This is a genomic window from Brevundimonas nasdae (assembly GCF_019395145.1).
In the GTDB taxonomy this organism is placed as follows: Bacteria; Pseudomonadota; Alphaproteobacteria; order Caulobacterales; family Caulobacteraceae; genus Brevundimonas; species Brevundimonas nasdae.
On sequence record NZ_CP080034.1, the window covers coordinates 1,868,091 to 1,883,157 of the forward strand.

Below are 15,067 nucleotides of genomic sequence, written 5' to 3' on the forward strand. Positions count from 1 at the left end.
CGCGAAGCGCTGATGACCAAGGTTCAAGCTTGACGTTCAGACCCTCCCTGTTCCTCGTCGCCCTGGCCGCAGGGTCGGCGTGCGCCCTGCCTGCCTTCGCCGACCAGCAACGCGCCCAGATCCGCGGCGACATGGAGACCGAACTGCGTCGGGCGCTGGAGCGCGCGGTCGGAGAGGTGGACGACGCGCCGGACAGCCGGTTCGAGGCCCGCCGTCGGGCGCGCCGCGCCAGCGAATCCGCCACCGCCCTGCTTCGCTCGGAAGGCTATTATCAGTCCACGGTCGAGGATGTGGTCGAGGGTGACGACACCCCCACGGCCATCGTCTCGGTCCAGCCGGGCCGCCGTTTCCTGCTGACCGATCCGACCATCACCTGGACGGCCCCCGCGCCGGACGCGGAGTCCGCCGCCGACGCCAAGAACGCCATCGGCCTGAAGGCCGGCGATCCCGGTCGCGCGGTCGATGTCATCGCCGGCGAGGGCCGGCTGGTCGCCGCCCTCACCCGCGACGGCTATGCCGACGCCGTGGCCCAGCCGCGCCGCGTCGTGGTCGATCACGCGAGCTTCACCGTCGCGCCGGAATACCGCATCGATTCCGGCAAGCTGGTGCTGCTGAACGGCGTGCGGGTCGAATCGCGCGGGCGCACCAATCCGCAGTGGGCCGCCAATCTGGCGCCCTGGACCGAGGGCCAGCGCTACGACCCCGAACTGGTCGCCGAGCTTGAGCGCCGCCTGCTGGACACCGGCGTCTATGACGGCGTCAATGTCGGCCTGTCGCCGCTGGATCAGGTGACCGCCGAGGGCCTGCGCCCCGTCATCGTCAGCCTGCAGGACCGCCCCCGCCGCATTCTGGAGGCGGGCGCCACCTGGTCGACCGCCGAGGGCGTCGGCGTCGATGTCATCCAGACCCGCTACAACCGTTTCGGCCGCGCCGACACCCTGCGCCTCGAAGCGCGCCTGGCCGACATCAACAGCCGGATCGGCGCTGACCTGTCCCTGCCCCACTGGCGCAAGCCGGGCCGCACCCTGACACTCGGCGCGGGCGTGGTGAACGAAGACACCGACGCCTATCGCCGCGCCGCCCTGGTCCTGAACGCCGACCTGCGCCAGCGCATCGGCAAGACGTCCTTCTTCAGCTACGGCATCGGTCTGGACGCGGGCCACTATAACGAGAACCGCTACGACTATACGTCCCTGCCGCCCCAGCGGGTCTCTTTCGACCGCAATCTGGCGATCGTGACCGTGCGCACCAGCGCCTATCTGGACAACTCCAACGACCCGCTGAACCCGACCAAGGGCTGGCGTCTGGCCGCCTCGATCCAACCGACCGCCGTGGCGGGCGAGGATACGGTGCTGTTCATGCGCAGCGAAGGTCAGGCCACCGCCTATTACCCGGTTCAGAATGACGGCCGCACCGTGCTGGCCGGACGCCTGCGCGTCGGTTCCATCATCGGCGGCAACGAACTCAGCGTGCCTTCCGACCGTCTGTTCTACTCGGGCGGCGGCGGATCGGTGCGCGGCTATCAATATCAGGGCGTCAACCCGCAACTGCCCGACGGCACGCCGCGCGGGGGCATGTCGCTGTTCGAAACCTCGTTCGAGGTGCGCCGCGACGTGGGCGCCAGCTTCCAGGCCGTGGCCTTCCTCGACGCCGGCGCCATCGGCTTCCAGGAGACGCCGAACCTGAGCAACATGCGTTACGGCGCGGGTCTGGGCGTACGCTACAAGCTGCCGTTCGGCCCCGTGCGCGGCGACATCGCCCTGCCGCTGAACAAGCGCGACGGCGATCCTGACTTCCAGGTCTACATCAGCATCGGACAGGCGTTTTGACCGAGATCCCGCCCTCCGAGACTGCGCCGGTGCAGGACGAAACGCCCACGCCTTCCGCCACGCCGCCGAAGAAGCCCGCCCGCAAGCGCGGCTGGCCGCTTAAGAAGATCGGCGTCATCGCCGCCTGCGTTCTGGCGGGTCTGGTCGTCCTGCTGGGCGTCGCCCTGGTCGGCGTCCGCCATTACGTCGCCACCGACGGCGGGCGCGAACGCGTTTCTGGTCTGGTGCAGAATCTGAAGCTCAGCCGCTTCGGACGCCTGCACGTCTATGGGCTGAAGGGCGATGTGCTCAAGGACTTCTCGGTCGACCGTATCACGGTGACCGACAGCGAAGGCGTCTGGCTGGACGCCCGCAATCTGCGCATGAAATGGTCCTACACGGCCCTTCTCGGCCGTCGCCTGCACGCCCAGAACATCCAGGCGGATGTGATCCAGGTGATCCGCCGCCCCGTGCTGGAAGAGGCCAAGGACGAGCCGCCGGGCGGCCCTATGCCGATCTCGATCAAGATCGACAAATTCGCGACCAAGCTCGACCTGATGGAGGGCTTCTCCAAGGAATACGGCCGCTGGAGCCTGGCGGGCGACGCCAGCGTCCCGCGCACAGGCGCCAAGGTCGTGAACCTGAACGCCGACAGCCTGAACCGACCCGGCGACTATCTGCGTCTGGCCGCCTCCATCGGCGGCAAGCTCAGCGAGATGCGCGTCAACCTGCGCGCCAACGAGGCCCAAGGCGGACCGCTGGCGGGCGCGCTGGGCTATTCGCCTGACCAGCCGTTCTCGGCTGTCGCCGTGCTGAACGCCGACGTGGTTCACGCCAAGGTCCAGACCGGCCAGTTCACTCCCCTGATCGTCGACGGTCAGTTCACCGACAAGAAGGGCGCGCGCGTCTCCGGTTTCGCCGACTTCAGCGGCTCGGATCTGCTCGAGCCCTTCATTTCAAGAGTCGGCCGCACGGCCCGCTTCGGCTTCGCCATGGTCCCGACCGCAGACAAGGACCTGCAGGGCGTGGGCTGGCGTCTGATCTCGGACAACGTCAACTCGCACGCCAGCGGCGTCATCCGCACCAAGGACAACACCTCGCCCACCGGCATCAAGCTGGACATCGAGATCGCGTCGCTCAGCCGCATGGTCGGCGCCGAGGTCGCAGGTCCGACCGCCTATTCCGGCGTGTTCAAGGGCGGCGCCGACGCCTGGACCCTGACCGGACAGGCCAGCGTTCTGAACGCCGATCTGGCCTCCTACCGCGCCACCCGCATCGCCGGTCCGTTGAACCTTCAGGCCAAGGACGGGCGCTATGATCTGGACGGCGACGTCCGCGTCACCGGCGGCGCAGCGGAAGGCATCATCGGCGGTCTGCTAGGCGCGGCCCCGCGTCTGCAGATGCAGGCCGCCCGCATGAAGGACGGCGCCCTGCTGCTGAAAAAGGTCGATCTGCAGGGCCAGGGCCTGACCCTGACCGGCTCGGGTTCACGCAACCTGTTGGGCGGCATGAGCTTCAACGGCGACGCCCAACTGACCGACGCCGCCCGCGTCATGCCTGAGGCGCGCGGTGCCTTCGGCGGGCCGATCCGCGCCTCGTCCTTGGGCAAGGCCAAGGCCCCCTGGGTGCTCAGCTTCGACGGCCGCGGCCGCAATCTGACGCTGGGCATGGAAGAGCTGGACCGCCTGCTGGGCAAGACTCCGCGTCTGGAGCTGGCAGGCAAGCTGAACGGCAACCGCATTGAGGTCGATCGCGGCGAACTGACCGGCGCACAGGGCCGCGCCGGGGCCAAGGGTCTGATCGAAACAACCGGCCAGCTGCGTGTGGCGCTGGACTGGAATGCACGCGGTCCCTTCAACGCCGGTCCGGTCGAGATCGCGGGCGACATGAAGGGCAATGGCGCTCTGACGGGCACCCTGTCCCAGCCCCGCGCCGACCTGACCGCCGGCTTCGAGAAGATCACGGCGGGCGACCTGATCCTGACCAATGCCGATCTGATCCTCAGCTTCCGCAAGGGCGCAGACGCCTCCGACGGCCGCATCACTGTCACCAGCGGCTCCAACTATGGTCCCGCCCGCGCCGCCGGGAACTTCTTCCTGGGCGGCAAGCGCATCCGCCTGACCGACGTGGACGTGAACGCAGGCGGCGTGACGGCCCAGGGCGCCATCGCCCTGTCCGACAACATCCCCTCCAGCGCCGACATGACCTTCTCCGCCCGCGCCGGGGCCTTCCTGGCCTCAGGCGAAGCCAATGGACGCGTGCGCCTGACCGAAGGCGGCGGGTCCGACAGCGCGATTCTGGACGTCACCGGGCGTAATGTGCGGCTGGCCGGTCAGTCGTGGATGGTCCGCACCCTGGACCTGAAGGGACGCGGCACGCTGGACAATCTGCCCTTCACCCTGGCGCTGGACGTGGGCGGCGACAATCCGGCCCAGTTCAACGGCACGGGCGTCTATTCTCGCCAGAACACCGCCCATTCGCTCAGCCTGCGCGGCGGCGGACGGGTGCGCGACGTGGCCTTCACCACCCGCAGTCCGGCCTCGGTCACTCTGAACGGGGCGGAAAAGACGGCGCACCTGGACCTGGGCGTCGGCGGCGGCATCCTTCTGGCTGACCTGCGCCAGGACGCCCGCACGGCCTCCATCCAGGCCAATCTGACCAGCGTCGAACTGGGCTCCATCGCCCCAGACCTGCGCGGCACGGCGACGGGTCAGGTCAATGTGCGGGGCGCAGGCAATGACCTGTCCGGCACGGCCAACATCGCCCTGCAGAACGTGCGCAGCATCGACGCCCCGCGCGGTCTGGCGGTCAACGGCCGCGTGGACGCCACGCTGGCGGGCGACAGCCTCAGCATCAAGGCCTCCGCCGTGGATGAAGGCGCGGTCCAGGCCTCCGCCGACATCACCCTGCCGGTCGAAACCTCCGCCGCCCCCCTGCGTTTGGCCATCGCCAATACACGCGAAATGTCGGGCCGAGTTTCGATCAACGGCCAGATCCAGCCCATTTGGGACCTGTTCCTGGGTGGCGACCGCAGTCTGGCGGGCCAGGTCAACGGTCAGGCGACCATCGCCGGCACCCTGAAGGCTCCGCGCCTGAACGGACGGTTCGACCTGTCGCAGGGCAGCTATCGCGAGAACGCCATCGGCCTGCGTCTGGGCGACCTGACGCTGCGCACCAGCTTCGACGACACCACCGCCCAGATCCAGACCTTCACCGCCAATGACGGATCAGGCGGCACGGTTTCGGGCCAGGGGCGCATAGGCCTGCGCGAGGGCTCCGGCTCCAACGCTCAACTGACGCTGACCCGGTTCCGCGTCATCGACAACGACATCGCCCAGGCCCGCGCCTCGGGTCCGATCACGATCGTCCGCGGCGCTGACGGCAACATCCAGCTGGGCGGTCAGATCAATGTCGACGAGGCCAAGATCGAACCGGAAGTTCCCGGCTCCACCGGCATCGTCGCCATGGACGTGGTCGAGATCAACCGCCCCGGCGGCGATCCGGTCGAGAAGGAAGCGCGCGAGCGCGGCCCCCAGATCGGCATGGACATCGCCCTGCGCTCCACCGGCGGCAAGGTGCGGGTCAGCGGGCGCGGCCTGAACGTCATCCTCGACGTCAACGCCCGCGTTCGCGGCACCATCGCCCAGCCGCAGCTGACCGGCACGGCCAATGTGGTGCGCGGCGACTATGAGTTCGCGGGCAAGCGGTTCGTCTTCGACGACGACGGCCGCGTCACCCTGTCGACCGATCCCAAGCAGATCCGCCTGAACCTGAAGGCGGTGCGCGAGGACCCGGCCCTGACCGCCACCATCGACGTCACCGGCACGGCGGCGGAGCCGAAGATCGCCCTGACCTCCAGCCCCGCCCTGCCCCAGGACGAAATCCTGTCGCAGGTGCTGTTCGGCCGCTCGGCCTCGCAGTTGTCGCCCTTCGAGGCGGCGCAGCTGGCGGCGGGCGTGGCGTCTCTGGCGGGCGGCGGCGGGTTCGATGTGATCGGCAACCTGCGCGAACTGGCGGGCCTGGACCGCCTGTCCTTCGGCGGCGAGGCCTCGGCGGTCACCGTCTCAGGCGGTCGCTACATCACCGACAACGTCTATCTGGAGGTGATCGGCGGCGGCGAAGGCGGGGCTGCGGTCAAGGTCGAATGGCAGCCGCGCCGCAACATCGCCGTGGCGTCCAAGTTCGGCGGCCAGGGCGACACCAGCCTGTCGATCCGCTGGCGTCGCGAAAGCCGTGAGGCCGGTCAGCGCAACGACCGCCGACCGAACCGTCACTGATCGGGATTAAAGGACGTCGAGCACCCGCTCGACGGGCCTGCCGATCACGGCGCCCTTGGCCGTCTCGGCGATAGGGCGTTCGATCAGGATGGGCTGGGCGATGGCGGCCGCGATGATCGCCTCATCGTCCGCGCCTGCGTCCAACAGGGCCTTGGCGTCCGCCTCCTTTTTCCGAAGCAGGCCCGCCATCCCGACGCCGGTTCTGGCCGCCAGCCGCTCCAGCGTGGCGCGATCCCAGCCGGTCTTCAGATATTCGACGACTGTCGGCTCGACGCCCTTCTCACGCAACAGGGCGATGGCGTTGCGCGAGGTGCTGCATTTCGGATTGTGGAAGACAGTGGCGCTCACTCAAGGCTCCTGTTTCAGGCGTATCACGGCGACATACACCACCGCGCAGCCGACTTGCACCACTACGCTTTTCCTTAAAAATATTGGCCCAGAGCCGCCGATTTCAGCACGATATGATCCATTCCCACGTCAAACTGACGTGCATTCTTCCACTGTCCATCACCCGTGGCCTTCACCTTTGCCCGCCCCGCGTCTAGGGTCCGACCGATGCGGATTCTGATTTCTGACCAGGCCGTCCTCGATCACGTCGCCGCGCGGCGCGAGGCCATCATCGCCCGCACCATCGACTGGGCGAACATCAACTCCGGCAGCCGCAACGCCGCCGGGCTGAACACTATGCTGGATGTGCTGGAGGCCGAGGCCCGCCGTCTGCCGGCAACGGTCCAGCGCATACCGACCCAGGGCTCGACCACCGTCACCGACGACGGTTCGGTGCGCGAGGAAGCCCACGCCGACGCCCTGAAGATCACCGCCCGCCCCCAGGCGCCGATCCAGGTCGTGCTGACCGGCCACTACGACACCGTCTTTCCCGCCGACAGCCGGTTCCAGACCGTGACCACCCGCGCGGACGGCGCCCTGAACGGTCCCGGCGTCGCCGACATGAAGGGCGGGATCAGCGTGCTTCTGGCCGCGCTTGAGGCCTTCGAAACCCATCCCGAACGTCACGGCGTCGGCTGGACCGTGCTGCTCAGCCCCGATGAAGAGATCGGCTCGCCCGCCTCGGCGCCCCTGCTGGCGGAACTGGGCGCGCGCGGCCATGTCGGCCTGACCTATGAGCCCGCATTGGCGGACGGCACCCTGGCGGGCGCTCGCAAGGGCAGCGGCAACTATCATCTGATCGTCACCGGCCGCGCCGCCCATGCGGGCCGCGCCTTCGACGAGGGCCGCAATGCGGTGGCGGGCGCCGCCATCATCGCCGCAGCCCTGCATGGCCTGAACGGCCAGCATGAAGGCGTCACCGTCAATGTGGCCAAGATCGCGGGCGGCGGGGCCCTGAACGTCGTCGCCGACAACGCCGTGGTCCGCTTCAACGTGCGTGTGCCGGACAAGGCCGCCGCCGACTGGATCGACGCCCAGGTCCGCGCCATCGCCGCCGCGCCGCCGTTCGAGGGGCTGACGCTGGACCTGCACGGCGGTTTCACCCGCGCGCCCAAGCCGATGGACGCCGCCCAGACCGCCCTGTTCGAGGCCGTCAAGGAAGCGGGCGCCCTGCTGGGCCAGCCCATCGCCTGGAAACCGTCGGGCGGCGTCTGCGAGGGCAACAACCTGCACGCTGCAGGCCTGCCCAATATCGACACCCTGGGCGTCCGGGGCGGAGAGATTCACTCGGATCAGGAGTTCGCCTGGCCCGACAGCTTCGTCGAACGCGCCCAGCTCAGCGCCCTGATCCTGTGCAAGATCGCCTCGGGCGAGATTGACGCGGCCAAACTGAAATCCCTGCGGATGGAAACCCTCTGAATGCTTGTCGTCCGCCCCGCCGGTCCCGCTGATCTCGACCACCTGCTGGAACTGGCCATCCTGTCCGGTCCCGGCTTCACCAGCCTGACCGAAGACCCCGACGCCCTGTCCGAACGGCTGGAGCTCAGCCAGGCCAGCTTCCGCGGCCAGGTCGCGCCTCAAGAGGCCTGGTACACATTGATGCTGGAGGACGGCGACACCGGCGACATCGACGGCGTCGGGTCGGTCAAGGCGACGGTCGGCCTGAAACGTCCCTTCTTCTCGTTCCGCGTGGTGAACAATACGGCGTCTTCGCCGTCCATCGGGGTCAAACTGGATCACCAGACCCTGGTGCTGGTCAATGAATGCACCGGCTGGACCGAGGTGGGGTCGCTGTTCCTGAAGGCCGACCGGCGCAAGGGCGGCGCGGGGCGTCTGCTCAGCCAGTCGCGCTACATGCTGATCGGCGCCCAGCCCGAACTGTTCGCCGAGAATGTGCTGGCCGAACTGCGCGGCGTCTTCACGCCAGACGGCGCCTGCCCCTTCTGGGACCATGTGGCGCACAAATTCTTCCCGATGGAGTTCGACGACGCCGACCGGATGACCGGCTCCACCGACAAACAGTTCATCCTCGACCTGGCCCCGCGCCACCCGATCTACACCGAACTGCTGCCTGAACCGGCCCGCGCCGTGATCGGCAAGGTCCATCCGCAGGGCGTGCCCGCGATGGCCCTGCTGGAAAGCGAAGGGTTCCGGCCCAACGGTCTGGTGGACATTTTCGACGCCGGTCCCACGGTCTCTTGCGGCCGCGACAACATCCGCACCGTGCGCGATGCGCGTCAGTTGCGGCTGGAGATCACCGACCATGTCGAGGCCGAACTGCCCGCCCTGATCTCGACCGACAGCATCGCCGCCTTCCGCGCCGTGCGCGCCAAATGCGACATCGACGGCGAGATCGCCCGCCTGACCGCCGAAACCGCCGCCGCGCTGAAGATCAGAAACGGCGCAACGATCCGTGTGAAATCATGACCGTCTTCAAATCCATCGATCCCACGACCGAAGCCGTGAACTGGGAGGGCCAGGCCGCCAGCCCAGCCCAGGTCCAGTCCGCCGTCGACGCCGCCCGCGCCGCCTTCCCCGACTGGGCCGACCGTCCGCGCGCCGAGCGGATCGACGCCGTCAAACGCTATCAGGCCGTGCTGAAGGACCGCGCCCCCCAAATCGCCGAGGCCATCAGCCGCGAAACTGGCAAGCCGCTGTGGGAGACGAAAACCGAAGCCGCAGCCATGATCGGCAAGGTGGACATCTCGATCCGCGCCTATGACGAACGCACCGGCGAGCGCACCAGCGACACGGGCTTTGGCCGCGCCACCCTGCGCCACCGCCCGCATGGCGTGGCGGCGGTGCTTGGCCCGTTCAACTTCCCCGGCCATCTGCCCAACGGCCATATCGTCCCAGCTCTGCTGGCGGGCGACACGGTGGTTTTCAAACCCTCGGAAGAGACGCCCCTGGTCGGTCAGGTGATGGCCGAGGCCTTCGCCGCCGCCGACCTGCCGACCGGCGCGGTCAATGTGGTTCAGGGCGGGCGTGAGACAGGAGCGGCCCTGCTGGACGCCGGCATCGACGCCCTGATGTTCACCGGCTCGGGCGCGGCGGGCGCGCATTTCCGCAGGAAGTTCGCGGACGATCCCCACGTCATCCTGGCGCTGGAGCTGGGCGGCAACAATCCGCTGGTCGTCTGGGATGCGGCGGACGCACAGGCCGTGGCGGGCATCGCCGTTCAGTCCGCCTTCATCACCACCGGCCAGCGCTGCTCCTGCGCGCGCCGTCTGATCGTGCCGGAAGGCGCGCAAGGCGACGCCGTCATCGAGGCCGTCGCCGCCCTGTCCGACCGCCTGAACTTCGCCCCGTGGGACAGCGATCCCGAACCCTACGCCGGGCCGCTGATCTCCGCCCGCGCGGCGGAGGCGGCCCTGAAGGCGCTTCAAGAACGGATCGACATGGGCGCCAAGGTCATTCGCGCCTCGGGTCCTGTCGCCAACCTGCCCGGCGCCTTCGTCAAACCCGCCATCATCGACGTGACCGGCGTCGACGTGCCGGACGAAGAAATCTTCGCCCCCTTCCTGTCGGTCATCCGTGTCCCGACGTTCGAGGCCGCCATCACCGCCGCCAACGCCACCCGCTACGGCCTGTCCGCCGGTCTGGTCAGCGATGATCCGAAGACCTGGGACCACTTCATCCGCCGCATCCGTGCGGGCGTGGTCAACTTCAATCGTCCGACCACGGGCGCTGCGGGCGACATGCCCTTCGGCGGACTGGGCGCCAGCGGCAACCACCGCCCCAGCGCCTATTACGCCGCCGACTACTGCGCCTATCCGGTCGCCAGTTTCGAAGCCGATGCGGTCGCCAACATCGAAGGCGAGATCAAGGGGCTGCGATGAACACCGCTGTCGAAGCCAATGCCGACGGTCTGATCGGGCCGACCCACTCCTACGCGGGCCTGTCGCCGGGCAATCTGGCCTCCAGCCTGAACAAGGGCGAGGCGTCGAACCCGCGCGCGGCGGTGTTGCAGGGCCTCGACAAGATGAAGCTCCTGGCCGACCTGGGCCTGCCCCAGTTCGTCCTGCCCCCGCACGAACGGCCCAACATCCCCTTCTTGCGGTCGCTGGGCTTCTCCGGCACGGATGGACAGGTGCTGGAACGCGCATGGAGAAACGCGCCGTCCTTCGCCGCCGCCGCCTGTTCCGCCTCGCCCATGTGGGCCGCCAACGCCGCGACCGTGACGCCGTCCAGCGACGCCGCTGACGGACGGGTGCATTTCACCCCCGCCAACCTGCACACCAATCTGCACCGCAGTCTGGAGCATCAGCAGACGAAGCGGGCGCTGGACGCCCTGTTCCCGGACGCGACCCGGTTCGCCGTCCACGACGCCCTGCCCGCCGTCGCCCATCTGGCCGACGAGGGCGCCGCCAACCACGTCCGCCTGTGCGCCACGCACGGCGGTCGCGGGGTCAATCTGCTGGTCTGGGGTCGCGACGCCTTCGAGGCATGGGACGGCCCCTTCCCCGCCCGCCAGACGCGCCAGGCCTCCGAGGCCATCGTCCGCCGCCATGAGGCCGGACGCCCCGTCCTGGCCCAGCAGTCGCGCGCCGCCATCGCGGGCGGGACCTTCCATAACGACGTGGTCTGCGTCGGGGCGCTGGACACCCTGTTCTTCCACGAACTGGCGTTTGAGGACACGGACGCGACCAAGGCCGCCATCCGTCGCGCCGCCGACGGCCTGTTCGAACCCCAATTCGTCGAGGTCTCGAACGCCGATTTGCCCCTGGCCGACGCGATCTCAAGCTATCTGTTCAACTCCATGCTGATCCAGGTTCCGGGCGAAGACCGTCTGACCCTGATCTGCCCGACAGAAACCCGCGACAACGCGCGAAGCCATGCCGTCGCTGAACGGATCGCCAGGTCCAACGGCCCCATCGGCCGCGTCCAGTATGTCGATGTGCGCCAGTCGATGCGGAACGGCGGCGGCCCCGCCTGTCTGCGTCTGCGCGTCGTGCTGAACGAGGCGGAACTGGCGGCGACCAACCCCGCCATGCGCCTGACCGACGCCCTGCACGCGCGCCTGTCGGATTGGGCGAACCGCTGGTATCGCGACGAACTTCGCCCCGCTGATCTGGCCGATCCCAAGCTGCTGGATGAAAGCCGTGGCGCGCTGGACGAACTGACCGGCGTTCTGGACCTGGGCGCCGACTATTATCCGTTCCAGCGCCCCTGACGGTCAGGCGGCGAAACGCCCGCCGTTTTCGGCATAGGCCTGGGTGCCGTGAGTGATGACGTTGTCGGTCGGCAGTATGGTTTCAATGGCCAGATCATCCTGCCCCTTCAACGCGGCATAGACGGGACCAAAGTCCTTCAGCGTCACTTCCTTCAGCGCCTCGATGCTGTCGATGACGAAATAGACCTGCTGGAAGTCGTCGATCCGGTACAGGGTCCGCATCACCCGCTCCAGATCAAAGCCCAGGCGGTTCGGCGAGGCATCGTCCAGCGCAAACACGCTTTCCGTCGCCGACGACACGATGCCCGCGCCATAGATGCGAAGGCCGTCAGCCTCCTTCATCAGGCCGAACTCGACCGTGTACCAGTACAGACGCGCCAGATTCGGCAGCATGCCCAATGACGCCGCCCTTTGTCCGCCCTTGCCATAGGCTTCCATGTAGGCGGCGAAATCGGGATCAGTCAGCATCGGCACATGGCCAAAGACATCATGGAAGATGTCCGGCTCCTGCAGGTAATCCAGCTGATCCGGCTTCCTGATGAACTGACCCGACACGAAGCGGCGGTTGGCCAGATGGTCGAAGAACACCTCGTCCGGCACCAGCCCCGGCACGCAGACCACCGTCCAGCCGGTCAGGGCCTGGAGCTTGGGATTGATGACGTCGAAGTCGGGTATCCCGCCCGCGTTCAGGTCCAGCGCCTCCAGCCCCCGCAGAAAGGCCTGGCTGGCGCGGCCCGGCAGGATTTTCATCTGGCGGGCGTACAGGGTGTCCCAGGTCTGGTGCTCGACCTCGGTATAGGCGGCCCAGTTCTGCGGGATCGTCCAGTCGGCGGCGGCGCCTTCCGGGGGTTTTTCGAAGACGTGCTCGAAATCAGACATGGAGAGCGGTTCCTCTTTTGAGGGCATATAGCCATCCACCCCACTCGCTTCCAAGGGTCAGTGCAGTCGCATGTCCAGCGGTGCGTGATGCCCCTTGGCGTCAATGGTGAACCACCGCTGTTCGTCGGCGACGGTCAGTTGATCGGCGTCGTCCTCCAGCACGGCCTCGGCGGCATAGGCGACGAAACCGCCTGCGTCGCCTATGGCGAAGACGCGGTAGAAGGGCTGTTCCGGCGAGACGTCGCCCGTTTCGCCGACCGCCCCCGCATAGCCCGCATCAACGTCGATCACGACGCCGCGAAAGGCGTCGTCGCGGTGCCGAACGACCTGGCCGAGGCTGAAGCGCGTGGTGTGAATCTGGGTCATGATGACCTTCATACGCTCCGTGGGCTGAAGCGGACGCCCACAGGCCCGTTCATCTTCCTGACAGATTGGCTTGGCGCGGACGATTGCCTCGGGTTAGGTTCGACCCGACGGGCGCCGCTTTGGACCGCCCACATTGGATACGGCCCATGCCGGAGACCCACGGCGCGCCACGACGGCGCGACGAGCGGTCCCAGCCATCCCGCAATCGGGATGCGTCGGGTCGGGATGCGCCGCTCTTTGGCGCGCTCGATCTGGGGACCAACAATTGCAGACTGCTGATCGCGCGCCCGTTGCGTGAGGGCTTCCGCGTCGTCGACAGTTTCAGTCGCATTGTGCGGCTGGGCGAAGGCCTGTCCCTGACGGGGCGGCTGGACGACCGCGCGATGGACCGGGCCTATGACGCCCTGGCCCTGTGCGCCGAGCGGGTGGCGCGAAAGGGCGTCGATCCCTCCCGTCTCAGCGCCGTCGCCACCCAGGCCTGCCGCGCCGCCGCCAACGGGGCCGAGTTCATCGAACGCGTGCGCCTGGGCACCGGCCTGAAACTTCGCATCATCGACCCGGCGGAAGAGGCACGGCTGGCGGTCGAGGGCTGTCTGAACCTGATCGACCCCAAGGCGCAGGCCGCACTGGTCATCGACGTGGGCGGCGGATCGACAGAACTGGCCTGGCTGCTGCGCGAGAGCGAAGGCTTCACGACCACCGCCTGGATGTCGGCGCCTCTGGGCGTGGTCACCCTGGCCGAACGTCACCCCGAGCCCACAAACGCCGGTGAAGACTGGTACGAGGCCATGGTCGCCGATATGGGCCTGGCCATTGCGGCGGGTGGGATCGACCAGCCGGAAATCCGCGACCTGTTCGCCCAGAACCGGGGCCATCTGGTCGGCACGTCGGGCGCGATCACCAGCCTGGCGGGCATCCACCTGAAACTGCCGCGCTACAACCGTGACCGGGTCGACGGCCTGTGGATGACGCGCGCCGATTGCGAGGCGGCGGCTGACCGGCTGAAGGCCCTGGGCCCAGAAGGCCGCGCCAGGGAGGCCTGCATCGGTCCCGATCGCGCCGATCTGGTGGTGGCGGGCGCGGCGATCCTTGAGGCCATTCAACGCGCCTGGCCGTCCGAACGCGTGCGCGTCGCCGACCGGGGCCTGCGCGAAGGCCTGCTGCTGCAGCAGATGCGCGAAGCCAGCAAACCCGTCCGCCCCTCACGCCGTCGTCGGCGCAGACGGGGTCGCGGCGGCAAGGGCGCAGCGGCGACCGCCTAAGCGGCGGGCGCCGCCGTCGGCGAGGTCACGCGCACAGGCAGTTCAATATCGCAGATGGAGAAGTCTGCGCCCTTGGCCTGACGCGCGTGCTCCACGATGGCGGCGAAAGTCGCCGAGGTGGTGTTCAGCACCGCCGCCGACGGACGCGCCGTCACGGGCAGGTCCGACGCCACCCGCACCTGCGTCATCCGGTCCGGTCCTTCGACCATGCCGTCAGGATTGGGGCTGGATTTCAGCGCCCGCACCACGTCCAGACCGGACACCACCCGCCCCCAGACGGTGTAACGCTTGTCCAGCGAAGGATAGGCCTGACGCATCAGGAAGAACTGGCTGTTGGCGCTGTCATTGGCCTCGTCACGCGCCATGCCCGCGACGCCGGGGCAATAGAGGCCCCAGCCATGAACCTTGCGATCCGGCGTTCCCGCCATGGCCGCATCCGGCTGGGTCTCAACCGGCACGGAATCGACAAAGCCCAGAACCGATCCCATCGGGGTCGCAACCGGCGCGAACGGCATGTCCGGCCCGCGCCGGAAGGTGAACTCGGCCTTCAGGTCCGGGTAGTAGCTCTGGCCGTCGCCGGTGCCCAGCGGATCGCCCGTCTGGGCCATGAACCAGTCGATCACCCGGTGCCAGGTCAGATTGTCGTAGAAGCCGCGCGACGCCAGCAGGCGGATTCGCTCCACATGACCCGGCGCGATCTGGGGGGCCAGTTCGACCAGGATCTGGCCCTTGGTCGTTTCGATGACCAACAGGTTCTGCGGCGGGATCGTGCGCCATTCCGTCGGCACGGGCGGCGGCGGCGGGAACACCGGTTCGGCCTGCTGCGCCTCAACCGGCCGCGCCTGGGCCGCGCCGCTCAGCAGGGCCAGCACGGCCCCCGCCAACAGAATCCGTTTCATGCCCATGCCCCCGCCT

Annotated in this window: 11 protein-coding genes; 7 read left to right on the forward strand and 4 right to left on the reverse strand. The window is 68.3% G+C overall.

Features of this window, described 5'->3' with window-relative positions:
- Positions 1–29: 29 nt before the first annotated feature.
- Both KWG56_RS09100 and KWG56_RS09105 read left to right on the forward strand, forming a co-directional pair.
- Positions 30–1,829 carry an autotransporter assembly complex protein TamA gene (locus KWG56_RS09100; protein ID WP_219354511.1) on the forward strand — a complete coding sequence of 600 codons (1,800 nt, stop codon included), beginning with the start codon at positions 30–32 and terminating at the stop codon, positions 1,827–1,829.
- The gene (locus KWG56_RS09105; protein ID WP_244999714.1) at positions 1,826–6,085 is read left to right on the forward strand and encodes a translocation/assembly module TamB domain-containing protein; all 4,260 of its coding nucleotides are present in this window, start codon (positions 1,826–1,828) and stop codon (positions 6,083–6,085) included. The genes KWG56_RS09100 and KWG56_RS09105 overlap by 4 nt, the downstream gene beginning before the upstream one ends.
- A gap of 6 nt (positions 6,086–6,091) precedes the next feature.
- On the opposite strand, the gene arsC is transcribed toward KWG56_RS09105, so the two are convergent.
- Positions 6,092–6,433, reverse strand: a complete 342-nt coding sequence (gene arsC, locus KWG56_RS09110; protein ID WP_219354512.1) for an arsenate reductase (glutaredoxin) — start codon at positions 6,431–6,433, stop codon at positions 6,092–6,094.
- Between the two features lie 207 nt (positions 6,434–6,640).
- Here arsC and KWG56_RS09115 point away from each other — a divergent pair, with 207 nt between their 5' ends.
- The 4 genes from KWG56_RS09115 to astB are packed head-to-tail and all read left to right on the forward strand — an operon-like array spanning position 6,641 to position 11,645.
- Positions 6,641–7,891: a hydrolase gene (locus KWG56_RS09115; RefSeq protein WP_219354513.1), complete on the forward strand. Its 1,251-nt coding sequence runs from the start codon at positions 6,641–6,643 to the stop codon at positions 7,889–7,891.
- Positions 7,892–8,899: an arginine N-succinyltransferase gene (locus KWG56_RS09120; RefSeq protein ID WP_219354514.1), complete on the forward strand. Its 1,008-nt coding sequence runs from the start codon at positions 7,892–7,894 to the stop codon at positions 8,897–8,899.
- Complete coding sequence (gene astD, locus KWG56_RS09125; protein WP_219354515.1) at positions 8,896–10,311, forward strand: succinylglutamate-semialdehyde dehydrogenase; 1,416 nt, start codon at positions 8,896–8,898, stop codon at positions 10,309–10,311. The genes KWG56_RS09120 and astD overlap by 4 nt, the downstream gene beginning before the upstream one ends.
- Positions 10,308–11,645 (forward strand): N-succinylarginine dihydrolase, encoded by a 1,338-nt coding sequence (gene astB / locus KWG56_RS09130; RefSeq protein ID WP_219354516.1) that lies wholly within the window; start codon positions 10,308–10,310, stop codon positions 11,643–11,645. The genes astD and astB overlap by 4 nt, the downstream gene beginning before the upstream one ends.
- Before the next feature lie 3 nt (positions 11,646–11,648).
- Here astB and phhA read toward each other — a convergent pair whose 3' ends face one another.
- Positions 11,649–12,524, reverse strand: coding sequence for a phenylalanine 4-monooxygenase (gene phhA, locus KWG56_RS09135; RefSeq protein WP_219354517.1), 876 nt, complete (start codon positions 12,522–12,524; stop codon positions 11,649–11,651).
- A gap of 57 nt (positions 12,525–12,581) precedes the next feature.
- Positions 12,582–12,890 carry a heat shock protein HspQ gene (hspQ, locus tag KWG56_RS09140; protein WP_219354518.1) on the reverse strand — a complete coding sequence of 103 codons (309 nt, stop codon included), beginning with the start codon at positions 12,888–12,890 and terminating at the stop codon, positions 12,582–12,584.
- Positions 12,891–13,036: 146 nt separating this feature from the next.
- Between hspQ and KWG56_RS09145 the strand changes: the two genes are divergently transcribed.
- Complete coding sequence (locus tag KWG56_RS09145; protein WP_219354519.1) at positions 13,037–14,152, forward strand: Ppx/GppA phosphatase family protein; 1,116 nt, start codon at positions 13,037–13,039, stop codon at positions 14,150–14,152.
- Here KWG56_RS09145 and KWG56_RS09150 read toward each other — a convergent pair.
- A complete protein-coding gene (locus KWG56_RS09150) occupies positions 14,149–15,057 on the reverse strand; it encodes a peptidylprolyl isomerase (RefSeq protein ID WP_219354520.1) in 909 nt (302 codons plus the stop codon). The genes KWG56_RS09145 and KWG56_RS09150 overlap by 4 nt on opposite strands.
- Between the last annotated feature and the right edge of the window lie 10 nt (positions 15,058–15,067).